The sequence below is a fragment of the Paenibacillus artemisiicola genome, assembly GCF_017652985.1.
Lineage (GTDB): Bacteria > Bacillota > Bacilli > Paenibacillales > Paenibacillaceae > Paenibacillus_Z > Paenibacillus_Z artemisiicola.
This window is the reverse complement of sequence record NZ_JAGGDJ010000024.1, coordinates 39,620-61,561: the sequence shown is the minus strand read 5'-3', so window position 1 is coordinate 61,561 and position 21,942 is coordinate 39,620. Positions and strand designations below refer to the sequence as shown.

The following is a 21,942-nucleotide window of genomic DNA, read 5'->3' as shown; positions in this document are numbered from 1 at the left end:
TAATAAAAGCGTTCTCACGTTACTTGTCAGGTTACAAATCGCATGATTTTGTCTAATCTTCATTACAATCACAGCATGGAGGGGCACGTAATATGAAAAAGAAAACTTCGGCACTATCGGTGGTTGCGCTTTCAGCCGTACTGCTGTCGGCTTGCTCGACGGGCCAAGGCACGGCGACGAACAACAGCGGCAACGCAGGCGGCAACAACGCCAATGCGGGCGGGGTCACGACGATCGAGTTTTGGGCGGCGCCGAACCCGACTCAGCAAGCTTACTGGACCGAGATGGCGAAAGCCTACCAGGCGGTCAACGATAAAGTAAAAATCAACGTCAGCGCGATGAAGGAATCGCCGACGTCCGAAGCGGGCATTCAAGCGGCGATCGCTGCGAAGAGCGCGCCGACGATGTCCGAGAACATCAACCGCGGCTTCGCGGCGCAGCTGGCCGACAGCCAAGCGCTCGTGCCGCTCGATACGATCGCCGGCTTCTCCGACGTCATCGCGAGCCGCGACATGTCGAAGACGATCGAGCCGTGGAAGTTCGCGGACGGCCATCAATACGTACTGCCGATCTACTCCAACGCGATGCTGTTCGGCTGGCGCCTCGACACGCTGAAGGAGCTCGGCTACGACGCGCCGCCGAAGACCTACAGCGAAGTGCTCGAGGTGACGAAGAAGCTGAAAGCCAAATACGGCGACAAAAAATACCTCTGGGCCAAGGCGGACCTCGCGGATCCGACGGCATGGAAGCGCTGGTTCGACTTCTACATGCTGTATGACGCGGCATCGAACGGCAATAAGTTCATTGAAGGCAGCTCCTTCACGGGCGATCAGAAAGCCGGCGAGCAAGTGCTGACCTTCGTCGACGACCTGCGCAAGGAGAAAGGCCTGCTGGCCCGCCAAGCGACGGATCCGTTCGAGAACGGCGTCGGCATCTTTACGGACGTAGGCCCTTGGACGTTCACGACGTGGGCGCAGAAGTACCCGAACCTGAAGTACAACGACACGTACACGCTGAGCATGCCGCCGGTACCGGACGGCGTCGACCCGGCCCAAAGCAAAACGTTCGCCGACACGAAAGGCCTCGTGGTGTACGCGTCCGCGTCGAAGGCGCAGCAGGAAGCCGCGGTCGGCTTCATTAAATGGGTATACAGCGATGCCGCGAACGACGCGAAATGGTTCAAGGACACGAACCTGCCGCCGGCGCGCGACGACCTGTCCGCGAACGAAGCTTTCAAGCCGATCCTCGACGCGAACCCGCAGCTGAAGCCTTACGCGGAAAACGTGCCGAACGCCATCCCGCCGATGGACAACGCCAAATACAACGACCTGCAGACGATCATCGGATCCGAAGCGTTCAACAAGGTCGTCAAAGGCGAAATCGCCCCTGCGGAAGGATGGGCAGCGATGAAGGCTGCGCTCGAGAAAGCCCTGAAATAAGGGGGATTCCATCATGGACCAACGAAACAACAGATTGGGCTGGCTCTTCACCAGCCCTTATCTGATTTATTCCGTCGTCTTCTTCTTCATCCCGCTGATCTGGACGTTCTTCCTCTCCTTCACGGACTGGAACCTGATCAAGCCGGTATTCAACTTCAAAGGCATCAGCAACTTCACGGATGCGCTTCAGTCGCCTAGCGTTCACGCGGCGTTCTGGAACACGTACCGGTTCATGCTCATCTTCGTGCCGATCGTGACGGCGCTCGCCGTCGGCGTCGCCGTGCTCGTCCACGGCTTGCAGCGGTTCAAGGGCTTGTTCCTGATCGGCTTCTTCCTGCCGTACCTGAGCTCCGGCGTCGTCTCGGCGCTGATCGTCAAAGGCCTGCTGTCGTATACGAGCCCGGTCAATACCGCGCTGCGGAGCATCGGCCTCGACATCGACTGGCTCGGCACGCCGTTCACGGCGCTTATGATCGTCGGCCTCATCCTGGCGTGGAAGTTCACGGGCTATTACGCGCTCATCATCACGTCCGGCCTCGAGAGCATCGACAAGGAAGTGTACGAGGCGGCCGCCATCGACGGCGTCAAGGACAGCCAGCGGTTCTGGCGCATTACGCTGCCGCTGCTCTACCCGTCGCTCTACACGACGCTCATTTTGGCGTTCGGCGTGACGTTCGGGATTTTCACCGAGGTGTACCAGTTGACCGGCGGCGGACCGGGCAACGCCACGAATACGTGGCAGATGGAGATTTTCAAGCAGGCGTTCTCGAACCTGCAAAGCGGCTACGCTTCGGCGGTCGCGCTGCTGGCTTCGATCGCGACGTTCATTTCCATCTACGTGATCCGCAAATTACTGGAAGTTTGGGGGAAACGCAATGGTTGGGTCTAAACGGCACAGCGGCGCAAGGCGGGCCGTCCGTTACGCGCTCGCCATCGTGCTTCTGCTCATCATGGTCTATCCGTACCTGTACATGGTGCTCAATTCGTTCGCGGATTGGACGCAAATCGACAAGACGCTCATTCCGACGAAATTCACGACCCGGTCGTACGACTGGCTGCTGCACGGCGGCGAAACCGGCGTCACGCGCCCGTGGTTCCACGCGTTCATGAACAGCGTGATCGTGTCGCTCTGCTCGACGGTGCTCATGATGCTGTTCGGCATCATGGTCGCCTACGCGCTGGCGAAGCTGAATTTCTTCGGCCGCAAGGCGATCGACAATTTCGTGCTGTTCCATATGTTTTTCCCGGCGATCATCCTGCTGATTCCGACGTTCCTGATCATCCAGCGCGTCGGTTTGTACGACACGTACCTGGGCTTGATCCTGCCGAAGGCGGTCAGCCTGTGGGCGATCTTCATGTACACGAACTTCTTCAAGGCGGTGCCGCAGGTGTTCATCGAAGCGGCCCGGCTGGACGGCGCGTCCGACCTGAAAATCATGTACCGCATCATGCTGCCGATGTCGAAGTCGATCACGACCGTCATCTTCCTGTTCCTGCTCATGGAACGGTGGACGGAGCTGCTGTGGGACATGATCGCGGTCAAGAGCGACTCCATGCTGACGCTGAACGTCCTGCTGTCGCAAATGTTCGGGCCGTACGGCTCCTATCCGGGTCCGCTGTACGCCGCGTCGACGGTGCTGACGCTGCCGATTATCATCATGTTCATCATTTTCAGCAAGAAATTCAAAGAAGGCATGCAGTTTAACCTGAAATAAACGCCAGGCGGAGTGGGGAGAGAGAACGATGACAACAGGATTTCGCGGACAGCCGCAAGCGTGCGGGGAACTGGTCGGGGCGTACCGGGCATCCGGCGCCCGGGCCGAAGGCGCGGAGCGGATCAACTTCGGCGGTTTCGCCGGCAAGGACGTGTACAATATCGCGGCGCCGTTCGAGGATCAGGGCGTATCGGTCATTCCGGGCCGCGTGGAATCGCGCGACAGCGAGCATTCCGAGGTCGTGTTCTTCGCGGAGCGCGGCGGCGAGTGGATGCCGGTCGCGGACGCGCCGGTGCTGACGCTGCAGGATCCGTTCCATGCGCGAATCGGAGGGGAGCTAATCGTCGGCGGCGTAGAAATCTATCCGCATCCGGCGAACGAAGGCGCGCTCATGTGGCGCACCGTGTTCTACCGCGGCGCGGACATCCGCAGCCTGAAGCCGTTCTTCCGAGGGCCGGACGGCATGAAGGACCTGCGGCTCGTCGAGCTCGCGGACGGCGCGATCGGCGTGTTTACGCGGCCGCAGGGCGAGAAGGGCGGACGCGGCAAGATCGGCTTTACGCGCGTGAATGCCCTGAGCGACTTGTCGATCGCGGTCATCGACGACGCGCCCCTGCTCGAAGGCCAGTTCGCCGAGGGCGAATGGGGCGGCGCCAACGAGGCGCATCTGCTGATGGACGGACGCGTCGGCGTACTGGGCCACGTGGCCTGCTTCGACGACGCGGGCGACCGCCATTATTATCCGATGGCGTTCGAATTCGACCCGGCCGACCGAACGTTCGCGCCGATGAAGCTGATCGCCGAGCGCAGCCGGTTCCTGCCGGGGCCGGCCAAGCGGCCGGATCTGCAGGACGTCGTGTTCAGCGGCGGGCTCGTCCGCCGCGGGGACGGCAGCGCCGTGCTGTACGCGGGCATCAGCGACGCGGACGCGCAGCGGATCGTCATCGACGATCCGTTCCGGGGCCGTTAACGGGCGGCGAGCGCGGCGAAGCGCGGCCCGCGCCGGGCCGAGCCGCGCGTTCGGCCCTCTTAACCTTTCTTTAAGCGAGAGAACCGTACTGTCTACGATAAATAGAGCCATACAGAGGAGTTATACGCCATGAATATTTACCGCTATGAACAAAATCCGCTGGTCACGCCGGCGGACGTGAAGCCGCACCGGGACGACTTCGAAGTCATCGGCGCGTTCAACGCCGGCATCGCGGAGTATAACGGCGAAGTCATCATGCTGCTTCGCATCGCCGAGCGCCCGATCAGCCCCGACCCCGAGGTCGTGCTGGCGCCGGTCTACAATGTCGAGACCGGGGGCCTCGATCTCATTCCGATCCGCAAGGACGACGAGCGCTACGACCTGTCGGATCCGCGCGTCATTATCTTGAAGGAGAACGCCCCGGCCTTCCAATACTTGACGTCGCTGTCGTACCTGCGCATCGCGCGCAGCAAGGACGGCCATAATTTCACGATCGACGAGAAGCCGTTCGTGTATCCGTCGCAGTCGCTCGAGACGTTCGGCATCGAGGATCCGCGCATCACGCAGATCGGGGATACGTACTACATCTACTTCTCCGCGGTGTCGCCGGTCGGCATCGGCGAGTCCCTCGTCTCGACGAAGGATTTCGTGACGACGACGCATCACGGCATGATTTTCGGCCCGGACAACAAGGACGTGCTCATCTTCCCGGAGCGGATCAATGGGAAGTATTACGCGCTGCACCGGCCGACGACGAAGAGCTGCGGCCGTCCGGAGATGTGGATCGCCGAGTCGGACAACCTGCTGTACTGGGGCAACCACAAGCATCTGATCGGCCTGCGCGAAGGCATGTGGGACAGCGGCCGCATCGGCGGCGGCGCGGTGCCGTTCCGCACGGAGCGCGGCTGGCTCGAGCTGTACCACGGCGCGACGAAGGACCATCGCTACTGCATGGGCGCGGTGCTGCTGGACATCGACGATCCGTCGAAGGTGCTGGCCCGTTCGGTGAAGCCGATCATGGAGCCGGATGCGGATTACGAAGCGAACGGCTTCTTCGGCGGAGTCGTCTTCTCCTGCGGCGCGCTCGTGGACGGGGACCGGGTCCGGATGTACTACGGCGCGGCGGACACGTCGATGGCGTGCGCCGAGCTGAGCCTGCAAGAGATTTTGGACGGCTTGGAAGAGGTCTAAGGGCTTGAAAGAGGTCTAAGCGGCGCGGCGTTCCCGACGCCGGCATCGCATCATCGGGCGGAAGCTCAAACAGCCTTTCGGAAACGCGCCGCGTTCCCGGAAGGCTGTTTGGCGTTGCGCGGAGCGGCGCGGGCGATACGCCGGACGTTACGTGCGATGCGTCCGGCCGCGCAGCCGGATCGAGAGATAGGCCAGCCCGTTCACGAGCGCGAGCCCGAAGAAGATGATCGCGAGGCACATCAGCCCGCTGATCGCGGGATGATCCTTGTCGACGCGGAGCCAATAGACGGACATGCAGGCCGACAGCGCGAAGCCGAGGCCGAACGCGGCCGTAATCGCGGCGCGGATTTTCATGGATGCTTCAACTCCTTCCGTTCATGAGCGCTATCTACTCTAATCAACGACGGAGAAGCCGGCGATGGTTTCGCTTGTTGCCGTTTTTTTGGCGCGGCGCGCTTCCGGACAGGTAAACAAGCAAGCAAGCGAGCTATCAATTAAGCAATCAATCAAACAAACAATTAAACAAACAATCAAGCCATCAAGCAAGCTCCGATCCGTTCATTGACAGGCCGATATCCTAGTGTTAGGATAAATATATCCTAAGTATAGGATTTCTATGAATAGAAGCTAAGTGAAGCGGAAGATAGCGTCCGAATCGCGAACGGAAAGGAATGAGGAACGCATGAAAATCGGCATTTATCCGCCGGAGCAGCAGGTCAAGGAGCTGTTCGACGGGGGCAGCATCGTCGTGCAGAAGCCGATCGGCTTCCCGCATCAGGATTCCGTCGTCCGCCGCGTCGGGCCGTTGTTCTATTGGGGCTGGGGATATACGAAGACGGAGGGCGGCGTCGGGCTGCATCCGCATCAAGGCTTCGAGATCATGTCGTACGTCCTGCACGGCAAATTGATCCACGGCGATACGCTGGGCACGGAGAGCATCGTCGGCGCGGGGGGCGCGCAGGTCATGCAGACCGGCTCCGGCGTCTCGCACCGGGAACGGTCGATCGGACCGGACGCCGAGGCGTTCCAGATCTGGCTCGAGCCGGATTTGAACGCCGCGGTGCTGCGGGAGCCGACGTACGCCGATTACCGGCACGAGGATTTCCCCGCCGCGTCGCCGGCGCCGGGCGTCAGCGCGAAGACCGTGCTCGGAGAAGGCTCTCCGATCCGGCTCGTAACCGACGCGAAGATGTGGGACGTCGCGGTCGAGCCGGGCGCGGCGTTCGCGCAGGACATTCCCGCCGGCTATTCGTGGGCGGCGCTTGCGGTCCGCGGCGACGGCGCCTGGGAGACGGAGGTCGGAACGGTGCCGTTCCGCGGCAGGGACTTCAGCGTGATCCACGCGCCCGAAGGCGGCCGCGCGGTCGTCCGGCCGACGAGCGACGCGCCGCTGCGGCTCGTCGTCATCGAACTGCCGATGCGCGTCGCCTATCCGCTGTACCGAAAATAATCGCGGGAACTGTTGATATCGCTACGGCTAGGAATAACGGAAGCACGCGGAAATCCGGAATCACCCGGAGAAGCAAAAAGCCCGACCCGTATAGGTCGAGCTTTTTGGCTTTTGCAGCGGCACGTTACTTCGCGTTCTCGTCCGGCTGGTGAATGCCGATGATGTTGCCCTCGGTGTCGATGTAGTAGCCTTGCCACGCCATGCCGGGCAGGGCGTACTTCGGCAGCGCGACCGTGCCGCCAAGCGCCAGAATCTTCGCTTCCGTCGCGTCGTAGTCAGCGACGCCCATCGTGCAGGCGAAGCCGTTCACGGCCTGTCCCGGCGCGGGAGGCGGTCCCATGCGCTGCATCAAAGCCCCGTTGATTCCCATCGCTTCGGCGTCGCCCGTCACCGCTCCGAAGTAGGGCATGCCGGCGTAACTGCTCCAATCTTCGAACGTCCAGCCAAACACGTCGCCATAAAACTTCTTGGCACGCTCCATGTCATCGACATGCACCTCGAAATGAACGACTTTTCCCATGAACAGCCTCCTTGTTTTTGACTTCCTTCTTCTAGTATATACCGCAACGCCTCCGGTTTGGGCAAGCCTTAGCGGGTATATTCCCGAAGTCGCCGGATTCACCGCGGCTGATCCGGGCTGCCCGGCTGGACGCCCCCTGCGGCGCGCGTTAAAATTGAAGCACGCGCGCGGCGCGACATTATCCCGGAAAGAAATGATGACGAGCATGAAAATCGAACTGGAGCACCGCGTCATAGACGTTCACGTGGCCTACGGGGCCCGAAATAAGCTCTCCGTCCGAGTCGATCCGAACGGCCTCGTTACGGCGAAGGCCCCGAACGGGGCAAGCGAGGACGAGATCGCGCGGGCGGTGAGACAGCATGGCGCGCAGCTCGCGGCGCGGCTGGACGCCATCGAACGGGCGCGTTCGGCGCCGCGGGTGCGGGAATACGAGGGCGAGCAAGGGAAATTTCTGCATCTCGGCCGCTACTATAAGCTGAACGAGCTGATCGATACGGAGGGGCTGAGCGAGGAAGAGCTGCGGCTGCGGTTGAAGAAGTTTTATATGGCCAGCTGCAAGAAGGTCGTGCTGGAACGGATTCAAGGGTATCAGAAGCAGCTGCGGGTAACGCCGAAGTCCATCGAAATCATGGACTCCATCACCAAGTGGGGAAGCTGCAGCTCGAATAAGCAGCTGACCTTCAATTACCGTCTGGCCATGGCGCCGGTCGAAGTGATCGATTACGTCATTATCCACGAGCTCTGCCATCTGCTGCATATGAATCACGACCGGTCGTTCTGGAGGCGGGTCGGGAGCATCATGCCGGATTACAAGGAGAAGGAAGCGTTCCTGGACAGGTACGGGCATGCGATGGAGCTTTGATCTCGGCGGCAAGCGACGGCCGTGCATGGTCGGTTAAGGACGAACGAAGCGATAAGGAGTGTCGGGTTTGAAGTCGGATCTCAAGGATTTCGAGATGGATTACAGCGATAAGAAGGAAAATAGAGTTGCTTCCCTATTGATTTTCGCAGCGTGGACTTCGTTCGGCATCGGGCTGCTGTTGTTCGTCTTGCCGTGGTGGAAAGACGCGGCGACCGGATCCTTCGTGTCGCTCTGCGCGTTTGCGGCCGCGGGCGCGTTTTTTCGGGGGATGGCCGAAATCATCCGGCTGCTGCACGGCATTCATCTGAAAATGAAATAAACGCATGGGGGAGCAGGCTCGGCGTCTGCTTCTTATTATCGCGGTTTACCCGCTGCCGCAAGCCGCCCTCATATCGATTTGCCGAGAGCCTTCCCGTGAACCCCGCGTTCCGGAGGCTCTTTTTCCGTTGCCGCCTCGTTTGCGCGCCGCTGCGAGCCTCCATGAAAAAACGTTTTCAAAAACGCCCCTCGTTCTCCGTCCAAATCGCTAATCATTGCGATAGAAATCCAACCGTTGTGTTCTACCTCGGCCTTCGCCCTGTCCGTATAATGAGCGTACAGAGGTGATCCCATGCTCGAAAGACTGGCAAAATACCGCGCCCAGTACGTCATGATCGCGCCGGCCGTCGTGCTGCTGTTCCTGTTCAGCTACATCCCGATGGCCGGGATCCAAGTCGCGTTCAAAAATTTCCACATCGGCTACACGATCTGGAACGCCCCGTGGGTGGGGCTGGAAAATTTCTCGTTCCTGAAGGACGGCCAATTCTGGATCGTCGTCAAGAACACGATCATCATCGCGCTGCTGAAGTTCATTTTCGGCTTCCCGGCGCCGATTATTCTCGCGCTGCTCATCAACGAGGTGCGGCACAGCGGGTTCAAGCGGTTCGTGCAGTCCGTCAGCTACCTGCCGCATTTCTTCTCCTGGATCGTCGTCGCGTACATCCTGCAGTCGCTGCTGACGCTGGACGGCGGCCTCGTCAACCAGTTCGTCACCAAGACCGGGTCCGATCCGATCTTCTTCCTCGGCTCGACGGAATGGTTCCGTCCGATCATCGTGGCGAGCGGTCTCTGGAAGGAAGTCGGCTGGAACACGATCCTGTACCTCGCGGCGATCACGACGATCGACCCGCAGCTGTACGAGGCGGCGAAGGTCGAAGGCGCGGGCAGGCTGGCGCAGATCCGGCATATTACGCTTCCCGGTATCATGCCCACGATCGCCATCGTGCTCATCCTCAGCATGCCGAGCCTGATCGCGGTCGGCATGGACCAGATTTACCCGCTCATGAACCCGGCCAACCAGCCGGTCGCGGACGTGCTCGACACGTACATTTTGCGAAGCGGGCTGCAGCAGGGCTACTTCGGCATGGCTACGGCCGTCGGCCTGCTCTCCTCGGTCATCAGCCTGATCCTCGTGCTCGTCACGAATCAGCTGTCGCGCAAATTCAACGGGGAGGGGCTCTGGTAACGCATGAAACATTCGGCAAGCGACAAAGCGGGGCAGCTCGTCATCGCGGTGCTCCTGTCACTCCTGTGCTTCTCGGTCATCTATCCGTTCCTGTATATGCTGGCCATCTCCCTGAACGTGGGGAGCGACGCGGCCAAGGGCGGCGTCTACCTGTGGCCGCGCCAATTCACGCTCGACAACTTCCGGATCGTGCTCGGCAACCAGATCATCCGGCACGCCTACTGGATCACGATCGCCCGGACGATCGCCGGCACGGTCGTCGGCCTGCTCGTCACGCTGCTCGCGGCGTTCGGCCTGTCCTACCGGAGCCTGCCGCTGCGGGGCACGCTGCTCGGCTACGTGCTCGTGACGATGCTGTTCAGCGGCGGCCTCATCCCGTTCTACATTCAGCTGCACGACCTCTCGCTCCTGAATTCGTTCTGGGTGTACATCGTGCCGAGCGCGTTCTCGGCCTGGAACATGTTCGTCATGCTGAAGTTCATCCAGGGGATTCCGGAGGCGCTGATCGAATCGGCCGAAATGGACGGCGCGCATCCGTTCCGGGTGCTCTGGTCGATCGTGCTGCCGCTCTCGAAGCCGATGCTCGCGGCGCTCGGCCTGTTCACGGGCGTCATGCACTGGAACGACTGGTTCGCCGGCGCGTTCTTCGTCTCGAACCAAAGCCTGATCCCCGTGCAGACGTTCCTGCAGCAGCTGCTGTCCGCGCAGGACATCTCGGCGGTGCTCGGCTCCAACAACAACGTGGAAGCGATCGCCCGGGGCTCGAGCCTCGCCAACGTGACGCTCATGTCCGTCAAGATGGCGACGGTCATGGTCAGCGCGATTCCGATCCTGTGCGTCTATCCGTTCCTGCAGCGGTATTTCGTCAAGGGCGTGCTGATCGGCTCCGTCAAAGGGTAAGCAGCGGGGCAGCGGCTTGCAGGAGCGGCTCGCGCGGCCTGCTCGCGCGTGCTGGAAATTGGTTCCATTTCCAAGCGGGTGTACGGAAACACCATATATAATGGAGAGACAGAAAGGGGAAAGCAGCGCATGACAAGGCTTATGGGAAGAAAGAGTATGGCGGCCGCCCTGACGGCGCTCGTGCTCGGCCTGACGGCGTGCTCGAGCGGCGGCAACTCCGGCGGGAACGCGGCGGACAACGCGCCGGCCGGCCAGAACGGCGGCGCGAACGCGAACCAGACGGCGGGCGCGGCTCCGGACGCGGGCGATTCCAAAGCGTTCAAATTATGGCTCGGCTGGACCGCGACGATCAACAACGACAGCATGGTCCAGAAGTATTGGCGGGAGCACGAGCCGGGCATCGACGTCCAGCTGGAGTCGACGCAGGGCGACGCCATGACGGCGCTCAACCTGAAGCTGAACACCGGCGGCTTCGACGACGCGGCGCTGTTCGGCCGCAGCGACATCGTCAACTCCTCGATGATCCGCTCGGGCAGCATCATGCCGGTCGAGCAGTACTTCGACATGCCGGACAAATACCCGGGCCTCGCGTCCATTCCGAAGCTGTACCTCGACGCGATGAAGGACAAGGACGGCCATATCTGGTCGATCCCGACCTGGTTCGACCAGAATCCGTCCGATCCATGGCCGGGCTGGGCTTCGGGGGGCTGGTTCGTGCGCAAGGACGTGCTCGACAAGACCGGCATGACGATGGACGACCTGAAGACGATCGACGGCATCGAGAACTTCCTGCGCGCCGCGGCCAAGCAGAAGGACGCGTCGGGCAAGGCGCTCATCCCGCTCAGCTTCCTCTCGGACGCGAACGACGAGAACATCATTCTGAGCACGTTCGGCGTGTCGACCGCGACCGCCGGCGGCGTCATCCCGGTGCAGAAGAAGGACGACGGCAGCTACGAATTCATCTATGACAATCCGCAGTACAAGGCCGCCTACCAATGGATGAACAAGATGTACCGCGAAGGCCTGATCGACGCCGAGGCGATCACGGACAAGGCGGAGCGGTACAAGGAGAAAACGAAGTCCGGCCGCATCGCGATGAACGTCGGCGGATTCTTCAACATGGACGCGCACATCTGGGAGATCCTGGACGGGCCGACGGAGCCGGCGTGGTACATCGACACGATCCCGTATCCGCAGGTACCGGGCGTCGGCAAGATCGGCTCGAACCAGATCGTCAACCCGTACCCGGGCAATGACCTGTACATCAGCAAGAACACGAAGAACCTGGGCGCGATTCTGAAGTTCGTCGACTACATGCTGACGCCGAAGCCGGAGCAGCAGCAGGTCGCGAACGAAGGGCCGGCCGGCGTATTCTGGGACTGGGTGGATAAGCCGCTCGGCCTGTGGAAATTCACGGACGAGAACTACCAGAAGCTGCACGATTCGGGCGACGCGGCGAAGATCGCGAGCACGAACCCGGCTCTGTACGCCATCTCGTCCTACAGCAACGAATGGTACCCGTGGTGGAACTACGCCCTGACCGAGCCGAAGGGCCGGCAGAAGACGATCGACTTCACGCAGGCAATCGGCAAGATGGGCGGCGTCCGCGTCGCGGAGCCGTACGACATGGTGAAGGCGAAGCCGGGCGGCCTCTGGGAGAAATATTTGCCGGAGCTCGAGAACGTCCGCAAGGAGTACAAGGCGAAGCTGCTCATGGCCAAGGACGACAAGGCGTTCGAAGCGGCATGGTCCGACTTCCAGTCCGCGCTCGAGAAGCGCGCCCACTGGAGCGAGCTCAAGCAGGAGTGGAACGCGACGCTGCAGGAGCAGACGGCCGCGTCCAACGGCTGACGCGCCCGCGCCGCATGGCGCCGGCTTGAAGGTACCGGCGGGGCAACAACCGCATAAGCATGGATTTTGCTTCATTAAAGGGGAGCCGTCGCGAAGACGGCTTCCCTTTCGGCACGATTGCGGAGGGGACGCGCGGCAGGGGGAGGCTTCCGGTTAACCGCGGCGCGAACGTGTGCTATACTCCGTGGAGAAAGGGGAGGGAGCCTTGCGACTGCGACTGGGACTCGACAAATGGATACTGGGCTTCACCCGCAGCTTGAGCCTCCGCGGCAAGATCGTCGTGCTCTACGTGCTGATCCTGCTGCTGCCGACGCTCGTGCTGAGCAGCGGGGCCGTCTATCTGGTCATCCGCAGCTTTCACCACAGCTACGTGAGCACGGCGGAGGAAGCGGTGCAGCAGACGGCGCAGGTCGTCGATTTCAGCAAGAAGAGCTATGACCTGCTGGCGGTCCGGACGGCGACCGACGGCGAGCTCATCGCCCGGCTCGGGCGCGACTACGCGGACATGTCCGAGAACGTGGACACGGTCAATTACGTGGACCGGACGTTCACGATCACGAGCAAATATTTGCCCGGGATCGCGGATTTCCGCATCTATCATACGAACGGGACGCTGGTGGAGGACGGCCAGCTGCTCTGGCGGCCGGAAGCGGGGCGGCAGCTCGCCGGCATGGACGAGCAGGCCTGGTACGAACGGGCGAAGCGCTCGCCGAATCCGCTGTTCTGGAGCAGCGTGCCGGGCAAGCCGAACCAGAGCGTCCTGACGCGCAAGATCATCGACAACTCGGGCGAGCTGCTCGGGATGGTGTACATTTTGCTGAATTACGACGCCGTCTTCGGCGAGCTGCTGGACCATCCGTTCAACGACGGCAGCCTCTATATCGTGGACGACAACCGGCGCATCCTGGCGGCGACGAACCGCGCGGAAATCGGCAAGCGCTTGCAAATGAACGATTGGCCGGAGGCCGGATCGGCCGGATCGGCCGCAGGCTCCGATGCGCTCGAAGGGCTTGGCGCGGCCGGGCCGGATGCGCTTGAAGCGCCGGGTGCGGCCGAAGCGCCCGATGCGGCCGAAGTGCCCGGCGCAACCAAAGCGCCGTCGTCCCCGTCTTCGTCCAAGCAGGCGCCGGACGTCGGCACGCTCGACCTGGCCGGCACGAAGGACATGCTCATGACGCAGCCGCTGTCCTCGCATTGGACGCTCGTGGCGCTCATGCGCACGAAGCACCTCGACAACCAGAACCGGATGATTCTCATCCTGATCGTCGGCATCATCACGTTCTTCCTGCTGCTGTCGCTGTCCTTGATGACGACGATCGTCCGCAACATCGTCCGGCGGATCCGCAAGCTGGGGACGCGCATGGGCGACCTGTCGCGCGGGGAATTCGAAGCGGCGGTCCGTTACAGCGAGAACGACGAGCTCGGCGAGCTCGAGAACCGCTTTAACCTCATGTCCGAGCGGCTCGGCAAGCTGGTCGAGGACATCACGAAGTCGAGCCTCGCGGAGAAGGAGCAGGCGTTCAAGGCGCTGCAGGCGCAGATCAATCCGCACTTCATCTACAATTCCCTCGGCCTGCTGCGCTGGCGGGCGATGGACGCGGACGACGGGGAGCAGATCCGGATCATCGACGCGCTGACGACGTTCTATCGGATTACGCTGAACAACCGGATCAGCGTCATCCGCGTCCGGGACGAGCTCGAGCACGTGCGGGCGTATCTGGACATCTGCCAGTTCCGGTATCCGGACAAGGTGCGCGTCGAATGGGACATCGACGACGAGGCGCTGGACTGCTACACGATCAAGACCGTCCTGCAGCCGATCGTGGAGAACTGCTACCTGCACGGCGCGATCACGCGGCGGCCGGACGCCGTCATCCGCATCGCGGTCGTCCGGGACGGGGAGACGATCCGGATGTCCGTCTTCGACAACGGCCAAGGCATACCGGCGTCCGTGCTCCGGGAGATCGAGCGGGGCACCCATGTCGGCAAGGGCGGCGGGTTCGGCACGCCCAACATCAAAGAACGGCTCGCGCTGTACTTCGGCAGCGGCGCGGCGCTGACGATCGAGAGCGAGGCCGGCGCGTGGACGCACGCGTCCGTCGCGTTCCCGGCCAGCGCCGAAGAGCCGGCGATCAGGAGGGAAGCATAGATGCTCAAGGTGCTTATCGTGGACGACGAGCCATCCAACATCCAAGGCTTGGTCCGCTACGTCGACTGGCGGGGACTCGGGTACGACAAGCCGGCGACGATGGAATCGGCCGAGGAGGCGCTGGACGCCATGCGCGCGTCGGCCTTCGACGTGCTCATCTCCGACGTCTCGATGCCCGGCATGAACGGCATCGAGCTGGTGGCGGAGGCGAAGAAGCTGCATCCGCATCTGCAGGTGCTGATGATCAGCGGCTACAACGAATTCGAGTTCGTGCAGGACGCGATCCACGTCGGCGCGCAGGCGTACGTGCTCAAGCCGCTGAAGATGGACGAGGTGTCGGGCCGGCTCGCGGGCTTCCGCGAGACGCTCGAGAAGATGCGCAGCCTCGTCGACCAGACGAGCGAGCTGGAGAAGAAGGTGTCCGAGAGCCTGAAGCTCGTGAAGGAGCGGTTCGTGAACGACCTGATCGCGGAAATTCCGCAGACGGACGAGATGCTCGCCTCCTGGAACGGCCTCATGGCGCTGCCGGACGTCGCGCGCGGCTTCCAGCTCGTCGTGTTCGGGCTGGACCATTTTCTGTCGTCGGGCAAGGACGCGAAGGACCGGATCCTGCTCGCGAGCGGCTTCAAGCAGACGGTCGAGGTCGGCTTGTCCGGCGACGGCGCCGAGCCGCTGTTCCTCGCGCAGCTCACGCCGGACGAGATCGCCGTCCTGCTCTTCGGGCAGACGCCGGAGGCGCGGGCGCGGACCGAGAAGCGGCTGCCGTTCGTCCAGGGGATGCTGCTCGAGCAGTACGGCGCTTCGGCGACCGTCGGCTGCGGCCGGGCGGGCAGCCGGTGGGAGGACGTGCCGCTGCATTACAAGGAGATCAAGTTCATGATGGCGAAGGCGCGGCTCGTCGCGGACGGGCAGATCGTCCGGCACGATTACGCGGATCGCAGCGAATTCCGGGATTTCCGGCTCCGCGAGGAATTCATGCCGACGATCCTGAAGCTGATGGAATCGGGAGACTCCGCCAAGGTCGGGGCGTACATGAACCGGATCCTCGACGCGCTGCTGGCCCAGGAGCCGGCGTCCTTCTCGTACGTGCAGGCGTTCGGCATGAGCTTCCTGAGCGAGCTGATCCGGAACCTGAAGTGGAAGGACGACGCGGACGGCGAGATGAACATCCTCATGTGGCGGCGGATGCTCGACTGCGGCAGCACGGGGCAGATCATCCTGCTGCTGGTCGATTACGTGGACCGGTACATGACGGTCGAGAAGAAGGAACGCCAGAACCAGCAGCATAACCTCGTCCGGCGGATCGCGGACTTCATCGAGGAGCGGCTGCAGGAGAACTGGACGGTCAAGCAGCTGGCGGAGGCGTTCAGCCTGAACGCGAGCTACCTCAGCGTCCTGTTCAAGCGCGAGATGGGCAAGACGATCTCCGAGTTCGTCCAGGAAACCCGCATCCAGCGGGCGCGCGAGCTGCTGAAGGACCCGGGCATCAAGGTCTACGAGGTGGCGGACCGGGTCGGCATCCAGACGTCCGCGTATTTCACCTACTTGTTCAAGAAGCTGGTCGGCTGCACGCCGCAGGAGTACCGGGATTATCATTGACCGGCCAGCCGTGCGCGCATGACGGCCGAGCATGCCTGTGCTTCAAACGGCGTAAGTAGGAGCGGCAATGCAGCAAGCGGTGGCGGCGCACATCGCTTGCCGCAACGGCCACTGATTTCCAGCCAAATTCGAACAACGCGCACGGTTACTTATAATCGACGCAAGTCTTCTTCCATTAATTCAAGCGCTTGATCGAGCCGTTTCGCATAATCGCGGAGAGCGGCGGCGACGTTGGAACGTTTTTCTTTATCGCGCATCGTAGCTTTAACATCGTTCATATTCATCCCGCCGCCCATCTCTTCCAGTTGGATCCACAATCGGCTTCTTCCGCCCGTCGGCGTTTCCGCGGGCAGCAGCTCTTGTATGTTTTCGCCTAACAGCCCCCACTCCGAATAGGCGGGATCGATCTCCGCGAGCTTGCTGAAGATGTAGGTAGGCTCGCCTCCGCTCGTGGCAAGGTTGCAGACGTAAACGCCGTAATTCTCCCATAGTCCAAGGCTTTCATCCTCGAATCGCCCGGCTTCAATGTCGTCGGCCCATTCACGGAACGCCGCAGCGCCAAAAAACATACCGTCTCGTGCCGGCAGCGTTAGCCAATGCGGCATGTTCTTCATGACCTTCAGATAGATATCCTGAAGGGAAACCTCGCGTTGTTTGTCGCCGATAAATATCAAATCCAACTTATTCCCATCATTTATTTCATAGTCGATCGTAACGGTGTCATGTAAAAGCAATTTCACCGTTTTTCCGCCGTGTTCGTATCCGACAATCAGAACGTACGTCCCCGCGTCGGATTCCCATGCCGGGATATCGTTAAGATTGGATTTGACGAGCACCGGGATGCCCTTGTCGATGGACTCTGCTATTTTCCGCAGATAAACGGTCCGATCGGCGATGATTCGCGCGGCTTTAACGTATTCATGGCGATAACCGAGCACGTCGAATACATGCGCGATATGTTCCGGCCCTGCTAGATACCCCGACACGCAATAATCGCAGCCGGTAGTCGAATAATGGTTGTAAACCTGCGCGACGGTATCGCCGGTAATCGCGGCAATCGTCCAAAAATCAAGCGCTTCGTGCGCGTCTAAGCGTTCCGAAATAAACGCTATGCAATCCGGCAATCCAAAATTATGTCCTTTCATGCCTTCAAATAAATTACGAATATCGGATAAATGATTCGCCTCTTTATGGTGTTCCATGGGCAGCCTCCCTTTTAAAATTTTATAAAAATGGCTATTTTTAGTATACCAAATTATTGTTTTCCATCACGATCCGGATACGCCGGAAAATTGAAAAAGCTGCCCCGGCAGGCTGCCGGAAACAGCTTCCGCTCAGGCTCATCCGGCCGATCGCGGCTATGGGCCTTTGCGCGGTTAACGGTTAGGGATGCGAATCGTTCATGCGGTCAATTCCGCTCGTAATCCGCGTTCCGCCGCGGCTGAGACGGCTTACGCTTGCAGGATCACGAGGCCCGAAGCGGGCACGTCGAACGCCCGAAGCCCCTTCAGACCGTCCAGCGAGTACGCGTCGATCTCCTCGCCGCAGCAATCCAGGACGCGGACGGAACGCGGGCCGATCTCCTCCGCCGCTTCCGCGACCAAGCGCCCGCCGCGCGTGCCGTTGACGAGGATGATCGTCTCCGGCCGTCCGCCGGGCAGCCCGACGACCGTGTCGTGGTAGGCGGCGGCGATGAACGCGCGCGCGCCGCGCGCCGTCACGAGCGGATAGTTGAGCTCGGGATGATGCGGGGCCAGCTCTCCGCCCATGAGCGTGTCCCGGTGCTCGCGCCAGAACCGGAGCCAGAAGGCGACCATCTCCTGATGCCGCCGCGGCAGCGCGTCCAGCCGGACCGAAATCTGCGGCACGGCGAACAGGATGTTGATCAGCTGCAGCGCCGCGGATTCCGCCGGCTCGTCCGGATGCCACATGATCATGTCCGAATGCGCGGCCGTATGGCCGCAGAGCAGCCGGACGTCGATCGTGTGCGCGCGGTTCTGCAGCGCGTCGTTCGGCACGTCCCCGGCGCGGAACATGTTGCCGTATTTGCGCATGAGCGGGCTGATGTAGGCTTGGCGGAACTCGATCATGACTTCCGGCTTGATCGCGCGCAGCCGGTCGATGACGCCGCTTAGCAGGACGTCGACGGCTTGCGCCACGGAGTCCATGTCGCGGCCGGGGTCGGCGTCCTCGCGCTCGGCGGCCGGCTGGCGGAACACGTCGACGAAATCGAGCTTGAACCCGTCGAGGTCCCATTCGAGCAGCGCCCGCTCGTACGTCCCGATCAAATATTCCCGCACCTCCGGGTAGCGCGGATCGAGGACGCCCGTATTCAGGCGGTCGATGTACGCCAGCAGCTTGTGCTCGAAGCGGCTCCATGCCCCGCTGTGAATGCCGACGAACGGCACGGAGTACCAGAGCAGGTAGCGCATGCCGAGCGCGTGGACGCGGGCGACGTGCGCCTTCATGTCGGGGATCTTCTCCGCGCAGGCGTTCCAGTCGCCGCAGTACGCGTAGCCGCGGGCGTTGTCCGCCGTCTGCCAGCCGTCGTCGACGATGACGGAATCGCAGCCGATCGCGCGGGAGAGCTCGCACTGGCGCTCGATCGCCTCCGGCGTCAGCTGCTGATGGAAGCTGTACCAGGTCGAATACATCGGCTCGAGCGCCGCCGCCGGCACGGGCGCGGGCGCATAGGCCGGGTACGTCTCCCACCAGCGGCTGACGCCGTTGAGCGCCTCGTAATACGGAACGTCCCGGGCATCGACGCGCAGCTCGGCCTCGTAGCGGGACAGCGGCGTCGTCGGCGTGTCGAACAGGGCGACGAGGCAGCGGAACCGGGCGGTCTCCTCGTTGACGCCCGCGTCGAATTTGATCACGTTCAGCACGTCGGAGAACGCGAACGTCAGCCGGTTGCGGCCCGAAGCGGCGTAGAGGCTGACGACGGGCGCGGAATACGTCGACTTCGAATCGAAGGGCTGCGCCCAGTCGGCCCGCAGGCCTTTGTTGAAATTGGCCGTGGGATGCCACATGCCCTGCGCGTCGATGATCGGGACGTGCCACGAGAGCGTAAAGGGGGGCGGAATCTGCGGTTCGTCGGCTTCGATCAGCAGATGGACGATGTCGACGCCGTCCGCTTCGCGTTCGATCCGCAGGCTGGCGCGGAACGGGGAAGCCTCGCTGTCCAGCCGGTATTCGTACAAGCCTGCCGTTAAGCTATGCATAGGGGAAATCCTCTCCTCGTCGTTTCATTGCTTTAACTATAGCGCCGGAGAGGGGGCGGCATACAGGTGCGAAATGTGTTGCAAATTCGTTCGTTTGTGTCTTAAATGGAGTTATTGGCCGAATTTCGGGGTTGTAAGCGGGTTGATTTGTGTGCTGCGAGGTTCGCTGCGATGTGCCGATCGGTTGTGTCGTTCGATGCGTCGTTCGGCGTTTCTTTCGAGGAGCGACGATTCGCGCGATGAGATAGATAGGGTAAGTTAGATAGGGCAGGCTAGGTTAGGTAGGACAGGTAGGTTAGGTAGGACAGGCAGAACAGGAGGGGCATGATGCCGCGAAGCGAAGAGGCGCCGCCGGACAGGCGGTTTGCGGAGCATTTCATGACGGGACGGCTGGAGCTGGACGCGCGGCTCTATTATTGCGGGCGCGAGCGCTGCCAGCCGGGCCATCAATACGGTCCGACGATGCGCGACCATTACTTGATCCATTTCGTCGTATCGGGGAAGGGGACGTTCAAGACCGACGGCTGCGAGTACGCGCTGCAAGCGGGCGACTGCTTCTGCATGTTCCCGAACCGGCCGGCGTCGTATCGGGCGAGCGAGACGGAGCCGTGGACGTATTATTGGGTCGGCATGGGCGGGAAGCTCGCTCCGGAGCTGCTGCGGGCGGCGGGATTCAGCCAGCAGTCGCCGACCGCCGCGCAGCCGGCGCCCGAGGCGGCGGCCGGGCTGCTCGCCGAGCTGCTGCGCCGCTCCGCCGCCGACGACCCGGCGGCCGAGCTGCATGGCGGCGGGCTGCTGCTGCAGCTGTTCGGCACCTTCCTGGAGGGGCGCCGGGAAGCGCGGACGCCGGCGCGCCGCCAGGAAGGAAGCGAGGCGTACGTCGCCCGCGCGGTGAAATTCATCGAGCAGCATTACCAGAGCAAGCTGACGATCTCGCTCATCGCCCGGCACGTCGGCCTGGACCGCGCGTATTTCACGAAGCTGTTCCATGCGCGGACCGGCGCGGCGCCGTACGAATTCCTGCTGCGATACCGGATGGAGAAGGCGCGGCTGCTGCTCAGCCGGACGAGCCTGCCCGTGCAGATCGTCGCGAGCAGCGCGGGCTTCGGGGACGCGGCGTACTTCGGCAAGGTGTTCTCGCGGCTGCAGGGCATGTCGCCGACCGCGTACCGCAACCGGCCTTAAGCGATCGGGGCGAGGCAAGCGCCGGGGGAAGCGGCGGGCAGGCCGGATCGAGAAGTCCAAGCCGACCGGCCGGGATGCCGCCGCCCTGTCGGACAGTCCGCCCGCGCGCGGAAAAAGCCGGATCACGCGTAGCATGCGCGATCGCGGCGGCGTTTATGCCAAAAAGCGGCTTTTCCCGCAACGGGAAAGCCGCTTTTTGGCGCGTTCGGCGGCGCCGCGTCCTACAGGACGACGACCTCGACGTTCGCGATTTTGTTCGTGAACAGCGCGTCTTCGAGCTTCGATTTCCACTCGTCCTTGTGCGCGGCGTTCGCGGAAATGACGATCCGGCGAAGCTTGTCCGCTTCGAAGTCGGCCGGAATGAATTTCTTCTGCTGATTGAACTGCTTCTTGTTCTGCGGCAGCAGGATCGCGCGCACCTCGCGCTCCCCTTCGGACCCGTCGTCCGCGATCAGGGCGCTGCGGATGTCGATCCAGGTCGCCTGGATCATGTCCGGGTTCTGCTTCAGAATCTGCTTGATCTCGAGCTTGGTCGGCGGCTTCTGGCCGGTCTCCGTGCGGAACTTGGTCGTGTAGTCCTCGACGATGAAGTCGTGGATGAATTTGACCGTCTGCACCGTCTCGTCGAGCGTGTACAGGTCGAGCGGCGTATAGTCGCCCCCGCGGTTCTCTTCCATCAGGGCGGCAAGCAGATCGTGAATGATGCCGGTGTAGCTAAGCTGCTGCTTCTCCAGCTTCTCGATGTACGCGGCCAGGATGTCCGCGAACGTGGAGTCGTTCTCCTGCGCGACGCCGTCCATGAACTGCGCCATGTCGTCGCCGCTGTCCGCCTCGAGCTTCTTCAGTTTCTCCGAGTCGGTGTAGTGCACTTTATTGAACAGCAGCTGGAAGCCGCGCGGCGCCGCCAGCGGATTGCCCTCGAATTCGAAGGCGATCTCCCCGCGGGACGGATCGGCGAAAGCGCTCGCTTCCTCGTCGCTGAAACGGGCCATGAAGCTGTTCTGGCTCAAGAGCCGGCCGAGGGAGCCGCCGAGCGAAACGCCGTTCTGGTACGCGACCTTGCGGAGCTGCGCCGCCATGAACGTATGCGTGAAGAATTGCTTCTGGTCGAGGTTCGGCGTCTGGTTCATCAGTTTCAGCGCTTGCTTGAAGGTGGCGATCAGATCCTGCGTATAGTGCAGGCGGTTGAAGTCGTTCAAGTGGCGTAAAGCGTCGTTCGATTCGTCCAAGCCGCCGAGACGCGTCATTTGAAGCTCGCCGGAGCTCAAAATGCCGAGGGCGCTGGCGATATCTTTTGTGTAATGTACGATCATGGTACGTGCTCCCTTTTTCATGTCAAAAATAGTCTGGCACACTTCTCATTATGCAGTAACTTGCTGGTTCTGT

Annotated in this window: 19 protein-coding genes; 14 read left to right on the top strand and 5 right to left on the bottom strand. The window is 61.9% G+C overall.

Going from position 1 to position 21,942, the window contains the following annotated elements; genetic code table 11:
- Positions 1-92: 92 nt before the first annotated feature.
- From I8J29_RS22040 to I8J29_RS22020, 5 genes are all read left to right on the top strand, one after another.
- Positions 93-1,439, top strand: a complete 1,347-nt coding sequence (locus I8J29_RS22040) for an extracellular solute-binding protein (RefSeq protein ID WP_208849644.1) — start codon at positions 93-95, stop codon at positions 1,437-1,439.
- Positions 1,440-1,452: 13 nt separating this feature from the next.
- Entirely contained in the window at positions 1,453-2,328 is an 876-nt protein-coding gene (locus I8J29_RS22035) for a carbohydrate ABC transporter permease (RefSeq protein WP_208849643.1), read from the top strand.
- Complete coding sequence (locus I8J29_RS22030; protein ID WP_208849642.1) at positions 2,315-3,154, top strand: carbohydrate ABC transporter permease; 840 nt, start codon at positions 2,315-2,317, stop codon at positions 3,152-3,154. Before I8J29_RS22035 ends, I8J29_RS22030 begins: the two co-directional genes overlap by 14 nt.
- Positions 3,155-3,182: 28 nt before the next feature.
- Positions 3,183-4,124, top strand: a complete 942-nt coding sequence (locus I8J29_RS22025; protein WP_208849641.1) for an MTP-1 family protein — start codon at positions 3,183-3,185, stop codon at positions 4,122-4,124.
- A 129-nt stretch (positions 4,125-4,253) separates the two neighbouring features.
- Positions 4,254-5,315 (top strand): BtaManbiosPhlase, encoded by a 1,062-nt coding sequence (locus I8J29_RS22020; protein ID WP_208849640.1) that lies wholly within the window; start codon positions 4,254-4,256, stop codon positions 5,313-5,315.
- 147 nt (positions 5,316-5,462) lie between these two features.
- Here the strand turns inward: I8J29_RS22020 and I8J29_RS22015 are convergent, their stop codons facing one another.
- Positions 5,463-5,669 carry a hypothetical protein gene (locus tag I8J29_RS22015; protein ID WP_208849639.1) on the bottom strand — a complete coding sequence of 69 codons (207 nt, stop codon included), beginning with the start codon at positions 5,667-5,669 and terminating at the stop codon, positions 5,463-5,465.
- Between the two features lie 328 nt (positions 5,670-5,997).
- Here I8J29_RS22015 and I8J29_RS22010 point away from each other — a divergent pair, with 328 nt between their 5' ends.
- On the top strand, positions 5,998-6,765 hold the full coding sequence (locus I8J29_RS22010) for a pirin family protein (RefSeq protein WP_208849638.1): 768 nt from the start codon (positions 5,998-6,000) through the stop codon (positions 6,763-6,765).
- 124 nt (positions 6,766-6,889) lie between these two features.
- Here I8J29_RS22010 and I8J29_RS22005 read toward each other — a convergent pair whose 3' ends face one another.
- Positions 6,890-7,285 (bottom strand): VOC family protein, encoded by a 396-nt coding sequence (locus I8J29_RS22005; RefSeq protein WP_208849637.1) that lies wholly within the window; start codon positions 7,283-7,285, stop codon positions 6,890-6,892.
- A 205-nt stretch (positions 7,286-7,490) separates the two neighbouring features.
- Here I8J29_RS22005 and I8J29_RS22000 point away from each other — a divergent pair, with 205 nt between their 5' ends.
- The 7 genes from I8J29_RS22000 to I8J29_RS21970 all read left to right on the top strand — a co-directional run bounded on the left by I8J29_RS22000 (position 7,491) and on the right by I8J29_RS21970 (position 16,150).
- Positions 7,491-8,147, top strand: coding sequence for a M48 family metallopeptidase (locus I8J29_RS22000; protein WP_208849636.1), 657 nt, complete (start codon positions 7,491-7,493; stop codon positions 8,145-8,147).
- Between the two features lie 67 nt (positions 8,148-8,214).
- The gene (locus tag I8J29_RS21995; RefSeq protein WP_208849635.1) at positions 8,215-8,466 is read left to right on the top strand and encodes a hypothetical protein; all 252 of its coding nucleotides are present in this window, start codon (positions 8,215-8,217) and stop codon (positions 8,464-8,466) included.
- Between the two features lie 291 nt (positions 8,467-8,757).
- Positions 8,758-9,651, top strand: coding sequence for an ABC transporter permease (locus tag I8J29_RS21990; protein ID WP_208849634.1), 894 nt, complete (start codon positions 8,758-8,760; stop codon positions 9,649-9,651).
- Positions 9,652-9,654: 3 nt separating this feature from the next.
- Positions 9,655-10,551, top strand: coding sequence for a carbohydrate ABC transporter permease (locus I8J29_RS21985; RefSeq protein ID WP_208849633.1), 897 nt, complete (start codon positions 9,655-9,657; stop codon positions 10,549-10,551).
- A 156-nt stretch (positions 10,552-10,707) separates the two neighbouring features.
- Positions 10,708-12,402 carry a type 2 periplasmic-binding domain-containing protein gene (locus I8J29_RS21980; protein WP_240546397.1) on the top strand — a complete coding sequence of 565 codons (1,695 nt, stop codon included), beginning with the start codon at positions 10,708-10,710 and terminating at the stop codon, positions 12,400-12,402.
- Between the two features lie 205 nt (positions 12,403-12,607).
- On the top strand, positions 12,608-14,551 hold the full coding sequence (locus I8J29_RS21975; RefSeq protein WP_208849631.1) for a cache domain-containing sensor histidine kinase: 1,944 nt from the start codon (positions 12,608-12,610) through the stop codon (positions 14,549-14,551).
- The gene (locus I8J29_RS21970; protein WP_208849630.1) at positions 14,552-16,150 is read left to right on the top strand and encodes a response regulator transcription factor; all 1,599 of its coding nucleotides are present in this window, start codon (positions 14,552-14,554) and stop codon (positions 16,148-16,150) included.
- Positions 16,151-16,299: 149 nt separating this feature from the next.
- Here I8J29_RS21970 and I8J29_RS21965 read toward each other — a convergent pair whose 3' ends face one another.
- Together I8J29_RS21965 and I8J29_RS21960 are read right to left on the bottom strand one after the other, a co-directional pair.
- Entirely contained in the window at positions 16,300-17,352 is a 1,053-nt protein-coding gene (locus tag I8J29_RS21965) for a hypothetical protein (protein WP_208849629.1), read from the bottom strand.
- A gap of 249 nt (positions 17,353-17,601) precedes the next feature.
- Positions 17,602-19,371 carry a glycoside hydrolase family 36 protein gene (locus I8J29_RS21960; protein ID WP_208849628.1) on the bottom strand — a complete coding sequence of 590 codons (1,770 nt, stop codon included), beginning with the start codon at positions 19,369-19,371 and terminating at the stop codon, positions 17,602-17,604.
- A gap of 327 nt (positions 19,372-19,698) precedes the next feature.
- On the opposite strand from I8J29_RS21960, the gene I8J29_RS21955 reads away from it, so the two are divergent.
- Complete coding sequence (locus I8J29_RS21955) at positions 19,699-20,556, top strand: AraC family transcriptional regulator (RefSeq protein WP_208849627.1); 858 nt, start codon at positions 19,699-19,701, stop codon at positions 20,554-20,556.
- A 221-nt stretch (positions 20,557-20,777) separates the two neighbouring features.
- Here the strand turns inward: I8J29_RS21955 and I8J29_RS21950 are convergent, their stop codons facing one another.
- Positions 20,778-21,869, bottom strand: a complete 1,092-nt coding sequence (locus tag I8J29_RS21950; RefSeq protein WP_208849626.1) for a hypothetical protein — start codon at positions 21,867-21,869, stop codon at positions 20,778-20,780.
- Positions 21,870-21,942: the final 73 nt, after the last annotated feature.

Coding starts and splice junctions, on each gene's coding strand:
- I8J29_RS22040 (WP_208849644.1), top strand. CDS start 93: ATGAAAAAGAAAACTTCGGCACTATCGGTGGTTGCGCTTTCAGCCGTA.
- I8J29_RS22035 (WP_208849643.1), top strand. CDS start 1,453: ATGGACCAACGAAACAACAGATTGGGCTGGCTCTTCACCAGCCCTTAT.
- I8J29_RS22030 (WP_208849642.1), top strand. CDS start 2,315: ATGGTTGGGTCTAAACGGCACAGCGGCGCAAGGCGGGCCGTCCGTTAC.
- I8J29_RS22025 (WP_208849641.1), top strand. CDS start 3,183: ATGACAACAGGATTTCGCGGACAGCCGCAAGCGTGCGGGGAACTGGTC.
- I8J29_RS22020 (WP_208849640.1), top strand. CDS start 4,254: ATGAATATTTACCGCTATGAACAAAATCCGCTGGTCACGCCGGCGGAC.
- I8J29_RS22015 (WP_208849639.1), bottom strand. CDS start 5,669: ATGAAAATCCGCGCCGCGATTACGGCCGCGTTCGGCCTCGGCTTCGCG.
- I8J29_RS22010 (WP_208849638.1), top strand. CDS start 5,998: ATGAAAATCGGCATTTATCCGCCGGAGCAGCAGGTCAAGGAGCTGTTC.
- I8J29_RS22005 (WP_208849637.1), bottom strand. CDS start 7,285: ATGGGAAAAGTCGTTCATTTCGAGGTGCATGTCGATGACATGGAGCGT.
- I8J29_RS22000 (WP_208849636.1), top strand. CDS start 7,491: ATGAAAATCGAACTGGAGCACCGCGTCATAGACGTTCACGTGGCCTAC.
- I8J29_RS21990 (WP_208849634.1), top strand. CDS start 8,758: ATGCTCGAAAGACTGGCAAAATACCGCGCCCAGTACGTCATGATCGCG.
- I8J29_RS21985 (WP_208849633.1), top strand. CDS start 9,655: ATGAAACATTCGGCAAGCGACAAAGCGGGGCAGCTCGTCATCGCGGTG.
- I8J29_RS21980 (WP_240546397.1), top strand. CDS start 10,708: ATGGCGGCCGCCCTGACGGCGCTCGTGCTCGGCCTGACGGCGTGCTCG.
- I8J29_RS21970 (WP_208849630.1), top strand. CDS start 14,552: ATGCTCAAGGTGCTTATCGTGGACGACGAGCCATCCAACATCCAAGGC.
- I8J29_RS21965 (WP_208849629.1), bottom strand. CDS start 17,352: ATGGAACACCATAAAGAGGCGAATCATTTATCCGATATTCGTAATTTA.
- I8J29_RS21960 (WP_208849628.1), bottom strand. CDS start 19,371: ATGCATAGCTTAACGGCAGGCTTGTACGAATACCGGCTGGACAGCGAG.
- I8J29_RS21955 (WP_208849627.1), top strand. CDS start 19,699: ATGCCGCGAAGCGAAGAGGCGCCGCCGGACAGGCGGTTTGCGGAGCAT.
- I8J29_RS21950 (WP_208849626.1), bottom strand. CDS start 21,869: ATGATCGTACATTACACAAAAGATATCGCCAGCGCCCTCGGCATTTTG.